Source organism: Rhodococcus sp. 06-235-1A, from assembly GCF_002258785.1.
In the GTDB taxonomy this organism is placed as follows: Bacteria; Actinomycetota; Actinomycetes; order Mycobacteriales; family Mycobacteriaceae; genus Rhodococcoides.
On the sequence record NZ_NOYI01000011.1, the window covers coordinates 177,330 to 199,908 of the forward strand.

General features: G+C 61.6%; 18 protein-coding genes and 2 pseudogenes. 4 read left to right on the top strand and 16 right to left on the bottom strand.

Features of this window, described 5'->3' with window-relative positions; all coding sequences use genetic code 11:
• Nucleotides 1–120: 120 nt before the first annotated feature.
• From CH275_RS10105 to CH275_RS30370, 4 genes and pseudogenes are all read right to left on the bottom strand, one after another.
• Nucleotides 121–684 carry a hypothetical protein gene (locus CH275_RS10105; protein ID WP_094677685.1) on the bottom strand — a complete coding sequence of 188 codons (564 nt, stop codon included), beginning with the start codon at nt 682–684 and terminating at the stop codon, nt 121–123.
• A 180-nt stretch (nt 685–864) separates the two neighbouring features.
• The gene (locus CH275_RS10110) at nt 865–2,217 is read right to left on the bottom strand and encodes a family 1 glycosylhydrolase (protein WP_094677687.1); all 1,353 of its coding nucleotides are present in this window, start codon (nt 2,215–2,217) and stop codon (nt 865–867) included.
• Between the two features lie 785 nt (nt 2,218–3,002).
• Complete coding sequence (locus CH275_RS30365; RefSeq protein ID WP_094677797.1) at nt 3,003–3,479, bottom strand: SRPBCC family protein; 477 nt, start codon at nt 3,477–3,479, stop codon at nt 3,003–3,005.
• 30 nt (nt 3,480–3,509) lie between these two features.
• Nucleotides 3,510–4,311, bottom strand: a pseudogene (locus CH275_RS30370) (SDR family NAD(P)-dependent oxidoreductase); the annotation flags it as partial.
• A gap of 10 nt (nt 4,312–4,321) precedes the next feature.
• Here CH275_RS30370 and CH275_RS10125 point away from each other — a divergent pair.
• On the top strand, nt 4,322–4,852 hold the full coding sequence (locus CH275_RS10125; protein WP_179276083.1) for a TetR/AcrR family transcriptional regulator: 531 nt from the start codon (nt 4,322–4,324) through the stop codon (nt 4,850–4,852).
• Nucleotides 4,853–5,449: 597 nt separating this feature from the next.
• Here the strand turns inward: CH275_RS10125 and CH275_RS29180 are convergent.
• The gene (locus CH275_RS29180) at nt 5,450–5,779 is read right to left on the bottom strand and encodes a hypothetical protein (protein ID WP_143546743.1); all 330 of its coding nucleotides are present in this window, start codon (nt 5,777–5,779) and stop codon (nt 5,450–5,452) included.
• Nucleotides 5,780–5,788: 9 nt separating this feature from the next.
• On the opposite strand from CH275_RS29180, the gene CH275_RS10135 reads away from it, so the two are divergent.
• Entirely contained in the window at nt 5,789–6,631 is an 843-nt protein-coding gene (locus tag CH275_RS10135) for an SDR family NAD(P)-dependent oxidoreductase (RefSeq protein ID WP_256990964.1), read from the top strand.
• On the opposite strand, the pseudogene CH275_RS10140 reads toward CH275_RS10135, so the two are convergent.
• Nucleotides 6,628–7,691: pseudogene (locus CH275_RS10140) on the bottom strand (IS630 family transposase). The gene CH275_RS10135 and the pseudogene CH275_RS10140 overlap by 4 nt on opposite strands.
• 282 nt (nt 7,692–7,973) lie before the next feature.
• A complete protein-coding gene (locus CH275_RS10145) occupies nt 7,974–8,630 on the bottom strand; it encodes a TetR/AcrR family transcriptional regulator (RefSeq protein WP_256990957.1) in 657 nt (218 codons plus the stop codon).
• An 81-nt stretch (nt 8,631–8,711) separates the two neighbouring features.
• Here CH275_RS10145 and CH275_RS10150 point away from each other — a divergent pair, with 81 nt between their 5' ends.
• Both CH275_RS10150 and CH275_RS10155 read left to right on the top strand, forming a co-directional pair.
• Complete coding sequence (locus CH275_RS10150) at nt 8,712–10,922, top strand: MMPL family transporter (RefSeq protein ID WP_094677694.1); 2,211 nt, start codon at nt 8,712–8,714, stop codon at nt 10,920–10,922.
• A 776-nt stretch (nt 10,923–11,698) separates the two neighbouring features.
• Nucleotides 11,699–12,508: a GGDEF domain-containing protein gene (locus CH275_RS10155; RefSeq protein WP_179276084.1), complete on the top strand. Its 810-nt coding sequence runs from the start codon at nt 11,699–11,701 to the stop codon at nt 12,506–12,508.
• Nucleotides 12,509–12,522: 14 nt separating this feature from the next.
• Here the strand turns inward: CH275_RS10155 and CH275_RS10160 are convergent, their stop codons facing one another.
• From CH275_RS10160 to CH275_RS10200, 9 genes are all read right to left on the bottom strand, one after another.
• Nucleotides 12,523–12,921 carry a hypothetical protein gene (locus tag CH275_RS10160; RefSeq protein WP_094677698.1) on the bottom strand — a complete coding sequence of 133 codons (399 nt, stop codon included), beginning with the start codon at nt 12,919–12,921 and terminating at the stop codon, nt 12,523–12,525.
• Between the two features lie 837 nt (nt 12,922–13,758).
• Nucleotides 13,759–14,604, bottom strand: a complete 846-nt coding sequence (locus CH275_RS10165; protein WP_094677700.1) for a 3-hydroxybutyryl-CoA dehydrogenase — start codon at nt 14,602–14,604, stop codon at nt 13,759–13,761.
• A gap of 63 nt (nt 14,605–14,667) precedes the next feature.
• Nucleotides 14,668–15,867, bottom strand: a complete 1,200-nt coding sequence (locus tag CH275_RS10170) for an acetyl-CoA C-acyltransferase (protein WP_094677702.1) — start codon at nt 15,865–15,867, stop codon at nt 14,668–14,670.
• A gap of 15 nt (nt 15,868–15,882) precedes the next feature.
• The gene (locus CH275_RS10175) at nt 15,883–17,907 is read right to left on the bottom strand and encodes an acetoacetate--CoA ligase (protein ID WP_094677704.1); all 2,025 of its coding nucleotides are present in this window, start codon (nt 17,905–17,907) and stop codon (nt 15,883–15,885) included.
• Between the two features lie 85 nt (nt 17,908–17,992).
• Nucleotides 17,993–18,937 (bottom strand): 3-hydroxyacyl-CoA dehydrogenase family protein, encoded by a 945-nt coding sequence (locus tag CH275_RS10180; RefSeq protein WP_094677706.1) that lies wholly within the window; start codon nt 18,935–18,937, stop codon nt 17,993–17,995.
• Between the two features lie 172 nt (nt 18,938–19,109).
• A complete protein-coding gene (locus CH275_RS10185) occupies nt 19,110–20,225 on the bottom strand; it encodes a branched-chain amino acid ABC transporter permease (RefSeq protein ID WP_094677708.1) in 1,116 nt (371 codons plus the stop codon).
• Nucleotides 20,225–21,109 (bottom strand): branched-chain amino acid ABC transporter permease, encoded by an 885-nt coding sequence (locus CH275_RS10190; protein WP_094677710.1) that lies wholly within the window; start codon nt 21,107–21,109, stop codon nt 20,225–20,227. The genes CH275_RS10185 and CH275_RS10190 overlap by 1 nt, the downstream gene beginning before the upstream one ends.
• The gene (locus CH275_RS10195; RefSeq protein WP_094656162.1) at nt 21,109–21,828 is read right to left on the bottom strand and encodes an ABC transporter ATP-binding protein; all 720 of its coding nucleotides are present in this window, start codon (nt 21,826–21,828) and stop codon (nt 21,109–21,111) included. Before CH275_RS10195 ends, CH275_RS10190 begins: the two co-directional genes overlap by 1 nt.
• Nucleotides 21,815–22,579, bottom strand: coding sequence for an ABC transporter ATP-binding protein (locus CH275_RS10200; RefSeq protein ID WP_256990958.1), 765 nt, complete (start codon nt 22,577–22,579; stop codon nt 21,815–21,817). The genes CH275_RS10195 and CH275_RS10200 overlap by 14 nt, the downstream gene beginning before the upstream one ends.

Consider the following 22,579-nt stretch of genomic DNA (forward strand, 5'->3'; position numbering starts at 1 on the left):
TGACGGTGCCCGTGCTCGGTTCACGAACGCACGCGTTGGATAATCGCCGCGTCGCGCCGTGCTGTCGGTATACACCCGATTCGGATATTACCGTTCCGTCGTAGAGCTGAGGAAGAGTTGTCACATGGAAGGAATTTCCTTGCGACCGGGAACGAAACCAACGTTCATCGTGCCGATATCACCACGATAAACACGATCTGGGCCCTGCAGAAGAAACGGCCGTGGTAGGTGACGCTGACGATCGGTGATGCCGCAGGTTCCTATGCCGAGGTAGAAGCCTTCACGGATTCGACGAATCTCGTCGACCATGTTGATCCGGCCACAGATCGAGTTGAAGGCCCGATAGATCAACGTGTACGCAGGCTTCTGATCATAGCGAGACGGTGCCATCTGTGTCAGCATCGGATTTCGCTGTACGATTTGGTTCGACCGACGAAAAGTATTGTATCCGCGACCTGTTGCGCGGTCCACGGGTCGGAATGCCTTAGCTTGCCACGGGGCCAGTGGGTTTCCCACCGAAACGGCACCCAGCGCAGAAGCGAATACGTTCGGTTGTGCAAGTAGCGTCGCCGGGTACTCGCCGTTCATTTCTTCGATGGTGGGACTTCCCAGAGTGGCGAACAACACGAGTAGTTGCTCGGTGCTGCTCTGCTTCAAAGCGTCGACCGATATAGCACTGTTCATAGCCATCCCCGATGTTGGTCCGGCAATCGAATCGATACCGGTGAAGTCGTACGTTACGCGGTATAGGTTGCGGAAATATCCATGATGAATGGCCAGTGGACGATCATGTGACGCTGGATGGTCGGCCCCCCGGGGCTGTGCGGTGGGCGGAGCGGATCGGATGGACGTCGATCGGTGCAGTCAGCGACCGGGGACCGAAACAGGTTCGGTGCAACTGGGCAAAGGGTCCACCAGTGAGCACTGCGCGGGCGCTCTCGTGGGGCGGTAGTCAGCTCCGACGCCGTTGTTCGCGATCACCTCTCGATAGGCGGGGACTGCAGCCGTCGGACGCCGCGAGAGGGTGGGGTCGGACTGGACGTCGACCGCGTACAGGCCCATTCGAGGTGTGTAACTGCCCCACTCGTAGTTGTCCGTCAAACTCCAGTAGTTGTAACCGACGACATTCATACCGTCCATTTTGGCTCGTTGCACCCAGTACACGCTGTCGCGCAGCGCGTCGTCGGATCGATACCCGTCGGGCCGCGAACCACCTTCTGTGTACAAGCCTGTCTCGACGATGAACAGCGGCAGGTTGGGAAACTTTTTCGAGTAGTGGCGTAGGGCGTAGTAGACGCCCTCCGGCTCGGTCGGCGCGTTCCACATCTCGGCCGTCAGCAGCGGCTCGACAAGGTTCGGATTCTGCACGGACAGACCGACATAATAATCGATTCCCACGAAATCAAGCTTATCTGCCACCTTATCGATGAATTGAGTGTCGAGCGCAGCGTTGATTCCGGGAATGTATGCGACATTACTCGAGACCATAGCGCCCGGCTGCGCGAGGTGGATGTGATCGTAAATTGCATTGTGCGCTTGCGACAGTCGATCGAACATCATCGGAATGTCAGCCACTCCGATGCCCCCGAACCGAGCTTCTTGAACGGTGTACGAGGTGGGTTCGTTGATGGTTATCCATATCGGGTTGTACGGCGCGAAGCGGTCGACGACCTTGGTTGCGTTTGCGAGCCAGTCGGCGACCATGCTCGGGTTCTTCCAGCCGCCACGGTCGACCTCCCATCCGGGGTATACCCAGTGATCGAGCGTAATCATTGGTTGCATGCCAGCATCGACGATGGTCTGGACAACGCTGTCGTAGAATGCGAGCCCAGATTCATCCCATGACTCTGGCGTCGGTTGCACACGGGACCACTCGACGCTTATCCGGTACACCTTGGTGCCGAGACCTGCGGCCAACTGAATGTCTTCCCGGTACCGGTTGAAGAAATCGACCGTGTCGCCAATGGGTTCTTCCGTCAACCCTCGATCGACGTACCGTGTCCAGTTGCTGTCGCGCGCCGTGCCCTCGGATTGAAATCCTGACGACGCCGTGCCCCACATGAAATCCGGTCCGAATTCTGATGCGGACGATACCTGCTCGGGCGCTTCGGCCTGCGCGGGCGCTACGACCAGGAACGCCGCTGCTGCGGCAACGACAGGTACGAGGAGACGAGTCAATCGCCGGCGGTAACCGCCCGGGTGAAACGTTGGGTGCATTGCGCTGATTCCTTGGTGAAAGTGGGTCGTTGGCGAGCATGGTGAGCAGCCTTGGGGTGACGGTATGACACACCCTATACGTTGTAGGTGACGGAATGTAAGTCCTGTGGTCTACTATTCCATGTGGCTATCGCATCGCGCTCACTGCTTCCTCGTCTGCCGGCAACACGCCGAATACGGGGGACGAGATCACGCAATGTCGGTGCCGATCGCTGCAGTACGAGGTCGAAATCCGTGACTGGTGTCGGGCGCGGCAGGAGTGCCGTTCCGACCAACTCGGAGTCCTGAGCGCTCCTGCTGACTCTGTCGGGGGCAGCAGGGGTGTGGATTGTGGATTTCCTTGGGCGTTCGAGGGCGGGGGCGCTCGGTTGTCGACAGCGGTGAACAGTAGATTTCGCACTTGGTTCGGCAGAGAATGATGTCACATCCAATTTGCTCCACAACGGAGCATTTACATCGAACGGCGGATGGAAGTCGCATCGACGTCGCGGGAGGGAGGCGAGCGACGTTTTCAGGCATAGCCGTCCGTATGTGGGCAGTAAGCACAACATCTGCTGGCGGCTGTCGGCGATGGATCAAGCAGTTCGACGAAAAACATGCTGCAGCCTCGTTTCAAGGCCGCCGCATAGAGGTGGCACTTCCAACTGCTACACGACTCATGTCGTAGGACAGAGCATGTGTTTCCGACGGTGGCCGCCGTCGCACGGTGCTTACTTTCGCCGGTATCGAGCCTTGATCCTTAGTTGCGTTGGATGGCTGAGTACTCGTAGATCGGTGTCCGGCGGCTATTTCGGGCCGGGTGCGAACCGTGCTTCGAGCTCACGCAGAGTGTTTTCGATCGCGGCGGCATTGAGGGTGGGCCATCGAAACAGCTTCAGCATGAGAGGCAACTTTGCGTCACCGTAGTCCCACGTTTCGGTGACGCGGGTAATGGTGGGTGTCACCGGCTCGAACTCCCACCGCCAACGCTGGCCGAGGCTGTGTTGCCACTCGATGGTCTGGTTGGTCTCGAACTCGGTCACTGTCAAGGTGCTGGTGTAATTGTTGCGGTACTTGCGCATCCCGACCCTGAATACCGCGTCCGTGCTGAGGCGGTGGGGGCCGGATACCGGAGTATCGCGAACAGTTCCCGACCCGTCCAGTTCGGGGCGACGGTGCGGATCGGCAACGAGGTCGAAGATCTGGTGCGCCGGTGCCGCGATCGTCGCCTGCCGCGATACCGCGGTGCCGCCGGCATCGACGACAGTGATCGAGGTGTTCATGTGTGCCGCCCCGCTTTCGCCGGCGGCAATGGCCACGGGTGCCCATTCCTTCGACTGCTCGAGTCGCGCGCTGTAGACGTGCGGGACGTAGTCGACACCGAGTCGGCCCAGAAATGCCCGCAAGGGCGGGTCGTCGCTGTCGACGATGCTCAGTAGCGCCTCGCCGACTCCGTCGGGTGTCGCGCTGACGGTGTTCCCGCCTTGCTCCTGCTGCTGTGCGCGCATGTCGTCGTAGGCGGGTATCGGGTCTGCATATACAGCCGACGAGCTACCGACTTCGGTGGAGAAAGATCCGGGCTCGAGCAATGTCACTTTGATCCCGAAACCTGCAACCTCCTGAGACAACGCATCACTGAACCCCTCCACTGCCCATTTGCTGGCGTTGTATGCCCCGTAGTCGGCGAAAGGCAAGTACCCCACCCACCGATGAGACTTGAATGATGTGGCCGGACCGTTGCTCTCGCATGATGGGCACAACGTGCTGGGTTACGTGCGCGACGCCGAAGAAATTGGTCTAGAGTTGATCGCGCAGTTGTTGTTGACTGGTTTCTTCGACAGCGCCGTTGAACCCGTACCCCGCGTTGTTCACGACGACGTCGATCCGCCCGAACCTCTTGTGCACGTCCGCTATCGCCGCGCCCACGGCAGTACGGTCGGTGACGCCGAGTTCGATCGGATGTACCAGATCGCCGTAGGTCTCGATGAGGTCGGCGAGCGAAGCGACGTTTCGCGCGGTAGCTGCGACTTGGTCCCCTCGCTCCGAAGCAGTCTGGACAAATTGTCTACCGAAGCCTTTCGACTTTCCCGCGGTGCGCGCCGAACTGATCGACATAGGTATCGATTTGTTTTCGAAACAGGGCTACCAGCAGACGAAGGTCGAAGAGATTGCCGTCGCGGCGGGAATGTCCGAGCGTTCGTTCTTTCGCTATTTCTCATCCAAGGACGACCTGGTGATGGGTAAGTTCGAGGACATGGACGATCGCATGGCGGAGCTTTTCGCGGCACTGCCCGACAGCGAACCGATCTGGGTCTCGCTCGAACATGTGCTTCGTGACATCGCCGTCGGAGGTGGGCAGGGAGCCCACGATTCCGCTGACCTCGCAATCGATCGGATCGTGCGGAGCACCCCGAGTTTGACGGCTCGATACCTGGACAAGATGTCTCAGATGCAGCGTCCATTGATCGCCGCTGTTCGTGCGCGACTCGATTCGTCTCCAGGAGATCCCCGCCCTGCTGCCATCGTGGGGGCCGCGTTCGCCTGCGGCATGGCTGCACAACAGGTGTGGATCGAAACCGACTACGCCGACACCTTTGAACACGTCTTGGCGCAATCGATGGCCGCAGTAGGACCTAGCTCCCACCTCGTACCGTGATCGGCAGTGCTCGATTTCAACTGAGGTGCGGCCGATGAGGTGGAGGCGGGGCCCCTCGACTCGCCTAATGGCTTTAACGAGTGATGTCCCTTGTGAGCAGCGACCCCAACTGCGCCTGGGAGCTTGCCGAGGGACATCACGACCCGACGACGAACGCCAGGGTGAGCGAGAAGGTTGGCAGTTGCTCGCCAATGCGATTCCAGCACGGTCGATGTCGGTGCCGGATCTCGTGCGACCGCGCGGTGACGTCGGCGCTGCGCCTTCGAGAACCATGCGGCTCGACGGGAAATCCGTTGCTGCACAGAGGGACCCCGAGAACCGTGCACGTCGCCGGTAGCCGACCGGCTTCATCGATACCGCCCGGGATCGCGATCGGGGGATACCGGCCGTGACCGTGGTGTGGTTCGGCCGCGGCGTCGGCGGCCTGGGAACCGCGTCGAGGTCGAGAGTGGCTCGACTTCCGCTCGCATGACGCGATTGCATGTCGGTGATGAGCTCGACAGCAAAGGCGGGAATGGACCGGCAGCTCGAAAGAATCTGACTGCCGACCAGAAATCTGGACGCCTGGCGTCACCCGGATCGCTTTTTGCTGACATGTCAGCTATATTGCCGACAGGCCTGTAAGGCGTGTACGTCGACGATCGGAAGAACACTGACGACAGGGGTATCACTGCCAATGCCGCGATGATGAATAACCCCGGAATCACCACCAACCGAACCCTTTTCGGTTCGGTTGGCATCTGCACCGAGCCGTGGATGCGGATAACGATGGAGACGGAGCACGTGAGTGCGCCGGATCGAAGTTCGAAAAGTCCACAACTCATCGAGGAGCAACAAAACCATGCAAGCACGTAAAAAGTCACTGATCACAGCTGGCACCGGTGGATCGGACTCGAAACAGCACTCGGCCTTGCCCGTGTAGGGCATGCGGTGACGGTGGTCGGCCGAGACGCTGGTCGCGGCGAGGCAGCCGTGACACGGATCAGGTCCGAGGTGCCCGGAGCAGAGGTCCGATTTGCCCAGGCCGACATGTCCTCGATCAACGACGTCCCAGCGTTGGGAGCCAGTATCGCCGCGGAGGGTCCGTTGGATGTGCTGGTCAACAACGTCGGCGGAATGTACGTGGACCGTTTGGAGACAAAGGACGGCATCGAACGGAGCCTGATGCTGAACCACATTGCGCCGATGATCCTGACCGACGCACTGATAGGGGTGCTCACCCGAGCGGCCCCGAGCCGGATCGTGAACATCACTTCAGCGGCTATCAGCGCATCGTCGATGGACTTCGCCGATATCGATGCTGTGGGCCCGTACTACGGAATGGCCGTCACCGGCAGAGCGAAAGCGATGCATCTGGTGCACACCAACGATCTGGCTGAAAAATTGAAAGTCAACGGCATCTCGGTGATCGCTGCCGATCCCGGAGGTGCGGCGACATCGAATGCTGCGGAGATGGAGGTCGAGATGCTTCCACCTCCGTTCCGGCCGTACTGGGACGTGATTTCGGCGGGCGTACAGGGTTCGGTGGCGGACGCCGCACAGTCGGTCGTATTTGCTGCGACCAACCCATCCCTCGATGGTAGAACAGGTGGTCGAGGTCGGTTCGGATTGCACCGTCGGAATGGCACTGGCCTCTCAGATCGATTCCGATTCGACTGCGGCAGCGAGGAGGCTGGCCGAACGCCTGCGTGCACTCTGGGTGGACACCGCAGGCCACTGACCATCGGGCTTCAGCATGAGGTGCCAGTCGTTCAGAGATCGGCCGCGTCATGTCACTAGTGGTCCGCGTTTGAAGTTGTTGGGCGGTTGGCCTTCTTCAAGATCTGCTCCGCAGTTTTGGTCCAGACGAATGGCTGAGCGCGTGGGTTCCAGCCGTTGATGAACGCACGAATCTTGGCGGTGAGATCACGGACGTTGCGGAAGGTTCCGCGATGGATCGCTTGTCGTTCGATGATCCCGAACCAGACCTCCACCAGATTCATCCACGACGCCGAAGTGGGCGTGAAATGCACTGTGATGCGCGGATTGTCGGCTAGCCACTCTCGTACCTCCTGCTTCTTGTGCGTGGCGTAGTTGTCCATCACCAAGTGAAGCTCCTGACCCGGGTAAGCCCGCGCGACGTGTTTGAGGAACACCAGAAATTCTTGATGACGGTGACGCGGTTTGCAGATTCCGGTGACCTTGCCGGTCGCCACCTCAAGTGCCGCGAACAGTGTCGTCGTGCTGTTGCGGACGTAGTCGTGGGTCTGTCGCTCGGGTATCCCGATCTGCATCGGCAACGTCGGTGCGGTGCGGTCCAACGCCTGAATCTGCGACTTCTCATTCACGCACAACACGATCGCGTTCTCGGGCGGTTCGAGATAGAGGCCGACGATGTCGGTGACTTTCGCGACCAACTCCGGATCGGTCGAGAACTTGAATGTCTCACTGCGCCATGGCTGAACGCCGTGCTCCCGCCACACCCGCGCGACGGTAGCGTGCCCGATCTTCAAATGATCGGCGAGCAATCTCGAACTCCATGCGTGACGCCGTACTTCGCCGGTGGCGGCGTCAACGTCACCGAGATCAAATTCTCGCGGTCGAGGGTGCGAAGCCGACCCGAGCGCTCTTCATCGAACAGTCTGTCGACCCCGAACTGCTCGTACCGCGCGCGCCAATTGATCACCGTCTGACGCGAAATCGAGAACCGCCGCGCGATCTCCGCATGTGCCACGCCATCGGCGGCCAGCAGAACGATCCTCGCGCGCTGGACCAACCCGGCCTTCGCCGTCGTCGATCGCACCCACTTCTCGAGCTGGGCACGGTCGGGATCGGCAATCAACAACGGTGCGGCGCGCATTAGTAATTCAACCAAATACGATCGCCCAACTACTTCAGGCGCGCCGCACTAGAGTCTCCGGATGCTGCGTCGGCCATGCCGGAGGTCAGTCCTTGTTTCCGGTTACACGTCCACGGCCTGCGTCACACCGGCATCACTCTCGTATCGCAGAACGCTGCAACCACGGCCCGAGTCCATCCGTCTCACAGACGTTATTCTGCCCCGTGTTGGTGATGCGGTATCAGCACACATTTGACCCACGTGGCATGGAGTTGGTCGATTAGGGCCCGTAGCGAGCTGAAGTCAGATGCGCGGAAAGGGCGGCGGGTTCGCATCGAGCAGTTGCATGATTGTTTCCATGTTTTTCATGATGTGAGGTAAAGACGCCAGGTCGTCGCCCATCACGCGCATTGGCCTGACTTCACTGACCAATTCCAGCACCATTGTCGTCATGCGAGCAGCCGCCTTGCAGTACAGATCGTCCGGTGCTCGCCCCAAACGCTCCGCAACAGCTTGCTCCAGCAGAACTCGCTCGTTGACATACTGCTCGAACAACCGCGCCTTCAACGACGGGGTGGCTTCGAGAACCCGCTGAATCTGCGACAGCCTCTCGACCCCCGCCCGAGGAGTGAACAGCAATACCCGAAGAGCATGTCCGAGAGCGGTATCCAACAGCTCGTCGTCCGGCCGTGACCGCAGTTCGTTCGCCATCTGCCCGTTGAGCTCCAACGGTCCCACGACCAGAAGGTCTTTGCTCGGGTAGTAGCGATACAGCGTCGTCGTGCCGATGTCTGCGGTTGCGGCGATCTCTTCCATAGTCGTTTTGTCGTATCCGCGCTCGAGGAACAGTGAGAACGCAGCGTCGAGTATCAACTCCCGCGTTTGAGCGGCATGCACTTCACGTAACCCCATGTGCAGCAATGTAGCAGCCCACACCGAATCGGTAGTGACCACCGTCACGCGATTAAATGCAGTAGTCACTACCAAGTAGGTTTACGCTTCTCAGTCAGAGATCGCTTCCAATCGAAAGGTGCGCCACCCATGGCATGGCAATTGTTCAGGCTGGGCCGCTGGTCCTTCCTGCATCGCAAACTCGTCGCGGGAATCTGGGTGGGACTGCTGCTCCTCGGAGTGCTGGGCGCATTCACGCTGAACACCCAGACCTCGGACTCTTTCGAGCTCGACGGCATCGAATCCACCGAAGCGTTCTCGCTGATCTCCGAACGCAGCGGTGAATCCGCCGACGGTGCCACGGCCCGCATCGTGTTCGAGGCCCCCGAGGGACAGTCCCTGACCGACCCGGCCAACCAGGCAACCGTCGGCGACGCCCTCGCTGCCGCGCAGGCAGAGCACGTCGCCGGCGTCGCGGATCCGTTCACCACCGGAACCATCTCCGAGAACGGCCGGGCCGCCTACGCCACCGTCACCTACGACGTGCCGGCAGTCGAACTCGTCGACGCAGACAGAACTGCACTCGAGCAGGCCAAGGACGTAGGCGAGAACGCCGGACTGACGGTGGCAGTCGGTGGAGACGCCGTCACTGCCGTGGGTGAGGTTCCGCTCGGCGAACTGATCGGCATCGGAGTCGCAGTCATCGTCCTCGCCATCACTTTCGGCTCGCTCGTCGCCGCAGGCATGCCGCTACTGACCGCCCTCATCGGCGTCGGGATCGGCATCATGGGAATCACCGTGCTGGGAGCCTTCGTCGAACTCAGCTCGGTCACATCGGCATTGGGCACCATGCTCGGTCTCGCTGTCGGCATCGACTACGCCTTGTTCATCATGTCCCGCTACCAAAGCGAAGTGAAACAGGGCCATTCGCTCGAAGAGGCCGCAGGCAAAGCCGTCGGGACCGCGGGTTCGGCAGTCATCTTCGCCGGCCTCACCGTCATCATCGCCCTGGCAGGTCTCTCCGTGTGCGGCATCGGCTTCCTCACCCAGATGGGCGTCGGCGGCGCCTTCATGGTCTTCATCGCCGTACTCGTCGCACTGACTCTTCTACCGGCGATCCTCGGTTTCGCGGGGAAGAAAGTTCTCGGCGGAAAGATCAAGGGACTGAAGACGATCGATCCCGAGGACACGTCGGCACGTACCAACGGCCAGCGTTGGGTCGAAGGCGTCAGCAAGTTCAAGTGGCCAGCCCTCGTCGCCGGACTCCTCGTCGCAGCGGTCGTGTCGTTGCCCATCGCGTCGATGCAATTGGCACTTCCCGACGACGGCACCGCCCCCACCGGAAGTGACAACCGCGTCGCGTTCGACACCATCGCCGAGAACTTCGGACCCGGCGCCAACGGACCCCTCGTCGTGGTCGTCGACACCCTCGACGCAGCCAATCCCGTTGCAGCGGTGAACACCGTCGTCGAGCGGCTGCAGGGAATCGGAACCGACGTCGCCGCAGTTGTCCCACCCGCCGCGGAAGTCCTGGAACCTCAGCTCACCGCCGTCGGATTCACCACCATCCAGATCATCCCGAACAGCGCTCCCTCGGACGCTGCGACCAAAGAACTGGTCTCGACCATCCGCGACACCATGTCCGACCTGCCCACCGAGACCGGGGCACGCGTACTCGTCACCGGCCAGACCGCCGTCGGAGTCGACATCGCCGACGAGTTGACCTCGGTGTTTCCGCTGTACCTCGCGGTGGTCGTCGGACTCGCCTTCATCTTGCTGATGCTGGTGTTCCGTTCCATTCTGGTTCCACTCAAAGCAGCTCTGGGCTTCCTGCTGTCCGTTGGAATCTCGCTCGGAGCCACGGTTGCGGTGTTCCAGTGGGGCTGGCTGGCGAACCTCATCGGCGTCGACACCCAGTCGCCCGTCGTATTCATCCTGCCGCTGCTGCTGACCGGCATCTTGTTCGGCCTCGCCATGGACTACGAGGTGTTCCTCGTCAGCCGCATGCGTGAGGCGTACGTTCACGGCACCCCCGCGAGACAAGCCGTCATCATCGGCTTCCAACACAGTGCGCGTGTCGTCGTCGCTGCCGCGATCATCATGTTCGGCGTCTTCGCGGGCTTCGCACTGACCGACCAGGTGATCATCAAGACCATCGGATTTGCTTTGGCCGTCGGAATTCTCGCCGACGCATTCCTGGTGCGAATGATGATCGTCCCGGCCGTCATGGCCATCGTCGGAGACAAGATGTGGTGGCTCCCGAAGTGGCTCGACCGCGCCCTTCCGAACCTCGACGTCGAGGGAGAGGGCCTGAAAGACATGCTGGCCCCATCACTGAATGCGGAACGGGTGCAGGTCTGAGTGCAGCTGTGACAGCCCGGGCCGAAAGCCCGTTCTCGGAGGCATATCCAGGTTCGCCTCCAATCCACGCAAACACTGACCCCCGTTGCATGTCCGGTGTATAGGTGAGATTCGGACACGCCGACTTTCCCTGGATCAACCGGGGTGCTTGCATCAAGGGCGATATCGCCGCGGAGGGCCCGTTGGGCTTGCAGGGAGGGTAGTTCGCTCACGGGAAACAGTGGAGGCACCGAACGAAGCTTGGGGCCCCTCGCCTCGCTTTTCGCCTCGACCGAGACCGGTCGACCGGGACAGACCCACAGGGGAGACACAGGTGTCCGAGCCGCGAGTGTCGGTCCTCCGAGGTCGAGCGACATGCTGCCGGTTGCTTGGAGAACAAACAGTGGTCGTGGTTCACTGCACTGAACACAACATCGCACCACGTCAGCAGCTGACCGGGGCAGCTGTACTGTGTCACAGCAGAAAGATAGAGCCTCCGTGTGAAGTCCCTAATCCAATGGTGGTCGCAGTCGATCGATTACGATTGGATCGTCGACTATTTCCGCTCCGCTCCTGGTTTGCGTATTGCGCGGGTTCTCATCGGTGCCATGTGCTGGATGTACGGACTGGTATGCGTGTCGGTTCTGAGTGCCGGAGATCTGGCCACAACCACGCTCGGTCGCATCGTGGTCGTGATGGCTGCGGCCTCGACCCTCGCAGTGGGCGCACTATGGGTACGCGGTCCCTGGCCCGCGTGGGCACTATCGGTTGCATTCATCGTCTACGCCGATGTCGGAGTGGCCGCAGTGTTGTTGGCGCTCGTCGAAGACCCGGTGAAGGTATTGCCGTGTTCAGCTCTGCTGGGCGTAGTCGGCAGTTATATTGCGGCATTTCATGGCCCGAAAGCATTGCTGATCCATCAGGTGTGGGCGTTCGCGGTGTCCCTACGTCTGTATTTGGCAGCGTTGTTCACCGCGCCAGAGGATACTGCCCACGCTAACGCGTATTTTGTCGTTGTCCTCCTGGTGCTGTTCGCGGCACCGGTGTTGACGCAGACACTGATCTTGCTCCTGCGGCGCGATGCAACCAACGCTTTTTACGATTCGCTCACGGGACTTCGCAATCGTCGGGGCCTGTTCACCGCGATCGAGTCATCCACCGGAGGATTGTATTTCGGGATCGAGGATGGTGTTGTCGTGACAGAGTCGGCAATTCTCACTGCCGTAATGATCGATCTCGACGATTTCAAGGAAATCAACGATCGCCACGGCCACGGCCACGGCGACGAAGTAATCAGACTGACTGCCGAACGCATCGCCTCGGTGTTTCCGGCTCCAGCTGTGACAGCGAGGCTCGGCGGGGAAGAGTTCGCGGCCGTGTTCGTCATGACTCGTGGTGCGTCGGTGTCGGCTGCGGAGCGGCTGTGTGAAGTGGTGCGTCAAGCATCTGTGCGTACACCGATTTCGGTCTCCGTCGGCGTCGCACACCTCGGTCGATCGCCGGATCCGAATAATCGACAGTCCGCGGTTAACGCCCTGCTCGCGCGAGCGGACGCCGCAATGTACGAGGCGAAACGCCGGGGCAAGAACCAAGTCGTCGTCTATTAGAGATTCTGTCAGCCTCAGTCGCGCAGCTCGTAGTGCTGCGGCAGGGCGTCCGGCGTCACTGCCGAGACACGTGAGACCTGGTCGTGCCGGGGTGCGCCACCGTCCCGGTGTGCCGAGATCCGATACTCATTGCAAGCAGCAGCGAGTACTTGCTGCGCCAGCATGATGTATTCGGCGACAGTGTGCGGGTTTTCGTCGCCGAGTCGTCGGAGACGTCTGCAAACGGTATCGAAGGACGTGGGCCACGACAGACCAAAGGCATCGGCTACCGCGAGGTAGTCCTGCGCCCGTGCCCATGCATCCAAAGCGCCGGGTTCGCGGTTACGCGCCACGAATGCGCGTACACCTCGCCATTCCCACCTGTCCGATATGACTTCGCCCCCGTTGAGCGTGATCTGTTTCAAGATGTTCATGACATGCACCGCCACTCTGTTCGAATCAGGGAATGTCCCTAATTTTATGCACGTAACCGACGGTAGCAGCTACTATTCAACGATTATCTAGACAGGTCGGCTGATTGGTAGGACAGCGCGCTGCAGGCGGGCTCCCGGGACCGCCGGTGAGTGAGTGCGCATGGTTGGCCGCGTTCGGCCGTCTAAGCCAACTGGGGGGATATCGTGTGGTCAAAGACGTCATCGACTGCACCATGGGTATCGAGCACCCTGTCGACCAAGTGCGTAACCCAGTGTGTGCAGCGAATTGTAGGACCGATTCGTTACCGGTAGGTGCTGTGTGCTCGGCGGACGGGAACCGGTCCTCGACCGCCGTCCATGATGGACGACGTGACGAAGACTTGTCCCAACCAGGCCGCGCTCACATCCACCCTTCACTGCAGATGCCCAGTCTTCTCACAGCCGCCAGGATCTTCATGCGGCACCGCCGATGACGTAGATCACCTGGCCGATGACGTACCGTGCGGGGTCCGGCGAGTACGCACCACCTCCGCGATGTCATCGGGAGGCGGAGGCCGTGCAAGGAGAGTCGAAGAAATTTTTAGCATGTCGGTGCGAACGCGGTGGACCTGGCGCAATATCACTCTCAACGTCAGATCGAGGAAGCACCTAGTGGGACGCGATCGGTCGATCTGCGGACTACAGCGAGCCGTTCTCCGCCGAGTCGATCGAATCTGAAAGCTTGACCACCCACACCGCAGCGCCACGCTTTGGGGCCGCGCCATCGTTGACTTCTCTAAGCTCCAATGGCTGTGAGCGCGGGAGTTTGTCGGTCACTCGGTGTCGTGACGGTCCAGATCAGTAGGTGTAGAAGCCTTGGCCACTTTTGCGGCCCAGGCGTCCGGCGTCGACCATCCTGCGCAGCAGCGGCGGCGCGGCATGTTGGGGTTCTTTGAATTCCTCGTAGAGAGACTCAGTGACAGCCAGTACAACATCGAGTCCGACGGTGTCACTGAGCCGAAGAGGGCCCATCGGGTGCGCGCAGCCATTGACCATGCCGCTATCGATGTCGTCTGCGGTCGCGAAACCCGACTCGAGCATTCGTATAGCCGAGACGAGGTAGGGCATCAAAAGAGCGTTGACGATGAATCCGGCGCGATCTCCCGACCGAATTACGTTCTTGCCCAGACGGTTCGCGGCATAGTCTGTTACGTCCGCGATGATATCGGCTGAGGTCCGCAAGCTCGCCACTATCTCCACAAGCGGAAGGATGGGGACGGGGTTGAAGAAGTGGACACCGACCACACGCTCGGGCCGAGATGTCGCATTGGCGATGCGAATGACCGGGATCGAGGAGGTGTTGGTCGCCAGAATTGTTGTGTCGGAGACGATACCGTCCAGACGTGTGAAGAATTCTACTTTGAGCTGCTCGATTTCGGGTGCGGCCTCTATCACCAGGTCACGGTCCGCGAACTCGCCGAGGTCCAGGGTTACCGTGACGAGGCTGCGGGCGTCGGCCGCAGCGGCCCGGGTGAGCCGCCCACTTTTCACCGCGCGGGCGAGCGAGGTGTCGATCCGCTGCGATGCTGCCGACGCCGCCTCCGTGCCTCGTTCGAGCACCAGAACTGGATCGCCGGCCCGGGCTACGACTTCCGCGATACCTGCTCCCATTGTTCCGCCGCCGATGACTCCGACCCTCGTCACGTCCGTATTCTCCTCGAATATATTGTGCTGCAGTACAGTACCGACGCGTGTTCCGGCGACGTGTCAAATTTCGAACAGGCCTGCTGCCCCCATGCCGCCGCCGATGCACATGGTGACCACGACGAATCTGTTTCCGCGTCGACGGCCTTCGATCAACGCGTGCCCGACAGCGCGGGCTCCCGTCATACCGTAGGGGTGTCCGATCGAGATCGCGCCACCATCGACGTTGAAGCGCTCGGGGTCGATGCCGAGGAAGTCGCGGCAGTACAGGGCTTGAGATGCGAAGGCTTCGTTGAGTTCCCACAGGTCGATGTCGTCGATCTTCAATCCGTGCTGTCGAAGGAGCTTGGGTATGGCGAAGATCGGGCCGATACCCATTTCTTCGGGACTGCACCCCGCGACAGCCATACCTCGGTAGGTTCCCAGAACGTCGAGCCCTCGGCGCGAGGCCTCTGCGCTGTCCATGAGTACCGACGCCGATGCCCCGTCGGAGAGCTGAGAAGAATTGCCGGCAGTGACGCTCGCGTGGTCGGTGACGGCACCGTCTGCGAGGACGGTCCGCAGGGTGCGCAGTCCGTCGAGAGTGGTGGAGGGCCGATTGCCTTCGTCGAGTTCGAGGGTCACCGACTCCTCGGTGGTCGTACCGGATTCGGTGTCGGTGACGATCTGGACGGCGGTGGTGGGAATGATTTCGGCGTCGAAACGGCCGGCTTCTTGAGCCGCAGCAGTGCGGTGTTGGGATTGCCATGCGAATTGGTCCTGTGCGTCGCGGCTGATTCCGTATCGTTGAGCGACGATTTCGGCCGTCTCGAGCATCGGCATGTAGGTCTGGGGTAGGTGCTCGCTCAACCAGGGGTCACGTGCACGGTAGGTGTTCGCGTTCTCGTTCTGGACGAGGGAGATAGATTCGACGCCGCCGCCGATCGCGACTGCCATTCCGTCGACGATGATCTGCTTGGCTGCGGTGGCGATGGCCATCAGCCCGGACGAGCATTGGCGGTCGATGGTCATTCCGGGGACGGTCACCGGTAGCGAGGCTCGAAGTGCTGCCTGGCGTGCGATGTTGAGTCCGGATGCGCCTTCTTGCATGGCGCATCCCAGTACGACGTCGTCGATTTCGGCTGGATCGACGCCGGCACGTTCGACCGCGGCGGTGATTGCGTGGGCGGCGAGTTCCTGTGGTGAGGTGTTGTTGAAGGCTCCGCGGTAGGCCTTGCCGATCGGCGTGCGAGCGGTGGAGACGATGACTGCTTCTCGTGTCACGGGTGTGCCTTTCGATTACAGGGTGGTGGGTGTTGCGAGTGCGGAGCGGCGAGCGTTGCCGAGGGTGACGAACTGGTCAACAGCAGCGGCGTCATCGATCGAATCGATGCTGAGAACGTCGTCGCGGGCTGCGCCCTGCAGGATGCGTTTGAGGGGGACTTCGATTTTCTTTCCCGTGCGGGTGTGGGGGAGGGATCGCACAGCGATGACCTCGTCCGGGACGTGTCGTGGCGATGCTTGGGTGCGGATGATCGTCCTGATTTCGGTGACAAGGTTGTCGTCGAGTTCGATGCCGTCGGCGAGGACGACGAACAGCGGCATCCAGTAGCTGCCTTCGCTTTCGTCGACGCCGACGATCAGCGATTCCACGATCTGGGGAAGCTTCTCCACTGCCTGGTATATCTCGGAGCTTCCCAACCGCACGCCGTGACGGTTGAGTGTGGAGTCGGAACGTCCGTTCATGACCACACTTCCGTCGGTGGTGATGGCAACCCAGTCTCCGTGACGCCACACGCCGGGATAGTGAGCGAAGTATGCGTCGTGGTAGCGCTGCCCGTCCGGGTCGTTCCAGAAGAACACCGGCATCGAGGGGACTGGTTTGGTGATGACGAGTTCGCCGACTTCACCGATGAGCGGGTGGCCGTTGCCGTCCCATGCCTCCATGGCGATACCGAGGCCGCGGGCGCTGAGCTCTCCTGGCCAGACCGGCGTGGTGGGCGCGCTGCAGGCGAATGCAGTGACGGCGTCGGTGCCCCCGGTGGTGGAGGACAACTGAATGTGGGCACCGACGTTGTCGTGGACCCAGTGGTATGACGCTGCCGGCAGTGTCGATCCGGTCGAGCCGATGGTGCGCAGGGAGCTCAGATCGAAGTTGTCCTTGGGTACCAGCGCCGCCCGTTCGCATGCTTGCAGGTGGCCGGGGCTGGTGCCCAGAAAGGTGACGTCGTGGGTGTCTGCGATGCGCCAGAGTGTGCCGGCATCCGGGAACGTGGGGCTGCCGTCGTAGATGACAGCGGTGGCACCGGTCAGTAGTGAGGACACCACGACGTTCCACATCATCCAGTTGGTGCTGGTGTACCAGAACAGTCGATCACCGGTCCGCAGATCCATGTGCAGGCCGAGTAGGGACAACAGCGAGAGCAGAACTCCGCCGTGACTGTGCACGATGCCCTTGGGTAATCCTGTTGTCCCAGAGGAGAACAGAACCCACAGGGGGTGATCGAACGGAACTGGGGTGAAGTTCGGAACTGCGTCGAAGTCCACGGCCTCGTTCCACCGGATGACGTCGGTGTACTCCTCGCCGGCGAAGGCGTCCGGTGTGTGATGGTCCACGACGATGGTGTGTCCGACGGTGGGCAGACCCCGTCGAATCGTGGCCAGTTCGTCGCGGCGGTCGTAGTGGCGTCCGTTGTAGCTGTATCCGTCTGCGGCGACGAGGACGGTGGGTTCGAGTTGTCCGAACCGGTCGATGACCGCGGTCGCGGCGAAGTCCTGCGCGCATTGGGACCAGATCGCGCCGATGGAGGCCGCAGCGAGGAATCCGATGACGGCATGTTGGCCGGGGGGAAGGTAGCCGACGACGCGGTCGCCCTTGGTGACATTGTGTTGACGCAGGGTCACTGCCAGCGCGGCGACGCGTGAGCGCAGCTCGGTCCAGGTGACGGTGGTTTCTCGCCCGTCTTCCTGGATGCAGATCAGGGCGGGTGAGTCGGTGTGTTCGTTGGTCAGTGCGTATTCGGCGTAGTTGACGGTGGATCCGGAGAACCATTGCGCGCCGGGCATGGTTTCTTCGGTAAGTGCGCTGGTGTAGGGGGTGTGGGAGTGGATGCCGAAAAAGGTCCAGACTGCTTCCCAGAAGTCGGCGATGTGCTCTGTCGACCACGTCCACAGGCCGGTGTAGTCGAGTGGGTTTCTCACGCCTGCGGCGAAGCGTTCGTCGGCGAAGGAGGAGAAGTCGGCCAGTGTCGAGGCGCGCGCTTGATCAGGATCCGGTGCCCAGATGGGTTGAGAGCGATCGGGTTTCGGTGTTGTGGTTGTCATGAGCTGGTCGCCTTTCGGTCGGCTCGCCGCCGGAGCCGATCAGGGCTGTGTGTTCGACCGGTTCCGGTGTTCGTCGCGGGGTGGTTCAGGGATGCGTGGTGTGCGTGGCTGCGATGAGGTGGTGTTCGAGCCGATCGGCGGCGGCTTGCCGGCTTTCCGGCGTCCAGGTGAGCAATCCGGATCCGGTCTTCGCTCCCAAATGACCCTCGGCGATGAGTGTGGACAGCAGCGGTGAAGCGTGATCGTCGTTGTTGAGACTGGGGAAGAGGTAGTTGTGTACCGCGGCGGCCAGGTCGAGTCCGACGTAGTCTGCGTTTTCCAGCGGTCCCATTACGGCTAGGCGAAGTCCGAAACTGTTGCGTGCTACGAGGTCGACGGTTTCGGCGTCGCACACGCCTTCTGCGACCAGTGAGATCGCTTCTCGCCACATTGCGTGCTGGAGGCGGTTGCCGATGAACCCGGGGATGTCCTTGCGGACGTGGACGGGGACTTTCCCTGCGCCGGTGAGGATGTCGAAGATCCATTGTGCGGTGTCGACCGCGGTGCTCTCGCCGTGCACCACCTCCACCAGGGGTACCAGGTGCGGCGGATTGAACCAGTGCGTTCCTACCACGCGCTGCGGGTCGACCGTGTCGCGTGCGACGTCGCTGATCTTGAACACCGAGGTGTTGGTGGCGAGGACAGCGCGAGGCAGGAGTGTTCCGAGGTCGGCGAACAGTTTCTGCTTGAGTTCGAGGATTTCCGGGACTGCTTCGATGGCCAGGTCGGCACCGGTCACTGCGTCCTCGAGCGTCGATGCCAGACGGATCCGGTCTGCGGCGTTGCCGTCGTGTCCGAGGTTGATCAGTTGCGCCCGTACACGTTCGGGCACCAGTTGCAGGGTTTGCTCGGAGGCATCGAACACTGTCACTGCCGCGCCGGCGGCAGCGAAGACACCGGCTATGGAGTGTCCCATCAAGCCTGCCCCGACGACGACGACCGTGAGTCCCTCGATGTGGTCGGGTCGGTCGTAGAATCCGGACTGGCTCATGGTGTCCTCTCGATTGGCGGCGTTCGATGTGGCGACGCGATGGTCTGCGTCGCTTCACTCTGCTGTCGTGTTCTGGATCACGATATCGACCGTGCGCCTCCTGGCGCGATGGAAAGTTTTGACCCTCGATGGACTCCGTGGTGTGAATTACGCACACCCCTTGCGTCGATAGTCACGAGTGTTCGACGGGCCTGGATTGCGTAGCTGCTGCGGTGGTGGGTGGAACCGAATCGACGGGTCCGGGGCGTGGTCGCTTGAACGGGCCGATGCGGGGCAGGGGTAGTTCACGGCCGCCGGTGATGCCGTCGGGCCGGAGCAGCAGGACGAGTATCAGGACTGCGGCTACGACGAGTTCGCGTGTGCCGGCGGGAAGGCTGATCGACAGTCCGAGAACATCACCACCGCCTTGCCATTGTTCGATGACGTAGGAGACCGCTGAAACCGCCGCTGTTCCTGCTACGGCACCGAACAGGCTTCTACTTCCGCCGAACACGAGCATTGCGAGGGTGATGAAGGTGACCGACAGGAAGAAGTCGTTGGCTGAGAAGCTGCCGACCGAGTGGCCGTAGAGGCCGCCGGCGATGCCGAACATCAACGCGCTGAGGGTGAAGGCGAGTCTGCGTTCCCGTGCAACGTTGATTCCGACGGCCCGGGCGGCGACTTCGTCTTCGCGGGCCGCACGCACGCGCAGCCCGAAGCGGGTTTGTTGGTAGAGGAAGGCAACGATGATGGCGATCAGTGCCCACCCGAGCATCATGTTGACGTTGGTGTCGGTGGGTATGCGGGTGAGGTTTCCGCCGCCGCTCGATCCGGGTTTCCAGTTTGCGAAGAATGTGTGCACGATGAGCAGCAGCGCCAGGGTGCCGATGGAGGCACCGATTCCGGTCAAGCGCATGAGGGGGATCGAGACGATGTAGGCCACGATCGCGGCGACCACTCCTCCGAGCAGAACCGCGACCGTCGTTGTCAGAGTGGTGTTCTGGAACACGGAGGGTGCATTCGGAATGATGACGCCTTTGGCGATGTGCGGGATGGTGAACATGCCGCAGATGTAGGCACCGATGGCCATGAAGCTCACTTGGCCGAACGAGACGACACCGGAGTTGCCGACGAACACCGACAGGCCCACCACCATGATGAGGTTGACCAGGGCGATGATGAGGACTTGGTCGAGGCCGGGGCTGTGACCGGCCAAGGCCAGGGACACGGCGGACACACCGATGCACAGACCGAGGGCAGGCCAAATGCGGCTCGTCAGCCGGCGGGTGGCGAGTTGAGCTGTGTTCATCAGACACGTTCCTTCGCGAAGGCGGGGGGGAGTAGACCTTGGGGCCGGGCGAGCAGCATGGCGATGACGAGGACGAAGACGAACGCGTCGCGGTAGACCTCGAGCGAATCCGGGAGCACGGTTTGCAGTATTACCGTCACGATGCCGAGCAGGAGGCCGCCGAGAGCTGCTCCGGAGAGGGACCCGATGCCGCCGATCACTACTGCGATGAAGGCGATGATGACCGGTTGCACGCCGAAGTCGGGGGTGACGGTGGCGGTGCTCACGGTCAGTAGGACTCCGGCCACTGCGGCCAGGGTGCCGCTGATGGCGAAGGCGTAGGCGATGACGCGGTTGGCTTTGACTCCGAGCAGACGTGCCATAGCGAAGTCTTCGGATGCGGCGCGTAGTTGGCGTCCGACGCCGGTTTTGTTGAACAGCAGGGTCAATGTGGCAACTATCACGACGGTGGCACCGATGGTCACCAGGTTGAACACGCTGACTCTGATGCCGCCGATGGAGATGCTGTTGATCAGTGCTGCGCCGAAGTCGAGTGTTTTGGGTCGACTGCCTTCGATCATCAGAACGCCGTTCTGCATGAAGTAGCTGACGGCGAACGAGACGATGAGCAGGGTGGTCGGGTGTGCCGCTCGCACCCACCGGAAGACCAGCGAGTCCATGGCCAGCGCCGCAAGGACTGTCACCAGTACCGCTGCCACGAGCACGATAGGCCAGTAGAGGCCGACGACGAGGACCATCGTGTATCCGGCGACGGTCATCAGTTCGCCGTTGGCGAAGTTGACGATTCTGGCGACACCGAAGATGACTGCGACGCTGAGCGAGAACAGGGCGTAGAGCGCACCGAGGCTGAGCGCGTCGATGCCGCTTTGAACGAACGTTGTCATCAGGGGTGGTCCTCGGTGTGTGCGGAGAGCCCGAAGTAGGCGTCGAGAGCTCCGACGTGGTTGTGGTCCTCTTCAGCCGTGATGGAGCCTTGACGCAGGAGCAGTGCGCGGTCTGCGATCGCCGCTGCGCGCCGGGCGTTCTGTTCGACCAGAACGACTCCGATTCCATCCCGTCGAAGCTCGGCAAGCAGCGCGAAGATGTCGTCGATCACTTTGGGTGCCAAACCAAGTGAAGGTTCGTCGAGCAAGAGGATCGTGGGTTTGGCGAGCAGCGCTCTGGCGATCGCCAGCTGTTGCTGTTCACCGCCCGACAGCAGCCCTGCCGGTCCGCCGGCCCGGGAGGCGAGGATGGGGAAACGATCCATCATCTCGCCGATCTGGCGGTGGGCTGCGGGTTTGTTCCGGCGCGATGCCGTGGCTACCTGAAGGTTCTCTCGCACGGTGAGGCTGGCCAGGATGCGGCGGCGTTCGGGTACGAGGGCAAGTCCGCGTGCGACGCGGGTTTCCGGTGCCAAGCCCAGAAGAGAGGTGCCGTTCAAGGTGACGGTGCCGCTCACCCCGCTGCGCAGTCCGCCTGCCACAGCAAGCAAAGCACTTGATTTGCCTGCTCCGTTGGCACCGACAATGGTGACGATTTCACCTTCGTCGCAGGTGAAACTGATTCCCCGCACGGCGGCGACGGGTCCGTAGGTGACGGACAGGTCCTCAACTTTCAGCATCGTCCACTCCTAGATACGCCGCGATGACCTCGGGGTTGTCGCGGATCTGCGCCGGTGTACCGAGCGCCAACGGTGCCCCCTGCGCTAGAACAAGAATGCGGTCACTCAGACGCATCACCAGAGCCACGTCGTGTTCGATGAGCACGATGGCCGGGTTGTGGGTTCGACGGATCGAGTCGATGGCGTCGCCGAGTTCGATGGTCTCGTGTTCATTGAGTCCTGCTGCGGGTTCGTCCATCAGGATCAACTGCGGTTCCATCGCCAGGCAGCGTGCGATGGCGAGGCGGCGTTGGTCGCCGTAGGGCAGGCTTCCGGCCGTGGTGTGTGCCCGATCTGCCAGTCCCAGCACCGCGAGCGCCTCGGCCGCGTGAGCGCGGGCCTTTTTTCGGCCTGCTCGGCTGAGGGCTGCAACTTCGATGTTCTCCTCGACGGTGAGGTGATCGAAGAGTCGCACGCCTTGAAAGGTCCGTGCCAGGCCGTTGTGCGCTCGTTGGGTAGCAGACATGGTGGTGGCGTCGATTCCGCCGAGGTGCACCGAGCCGGTGGTGGGTCGTTGAAATCCGCTGATGACGTTGACCAGGGTGGTCTTGCCTGCTCCGTTGGGTCCGATGAGGCCGAGGAGCTCTCCTGGCGCGACCTCGAAGTCGACGCCGGACAATGCCTTGAGTCCGGAGAATGTCACGCTGACGTCGCGGACAGCCAGGCTGGCACTGCTGGCTTCGGTGGTCGAGCCGGTGGTGGTGCTCATCAT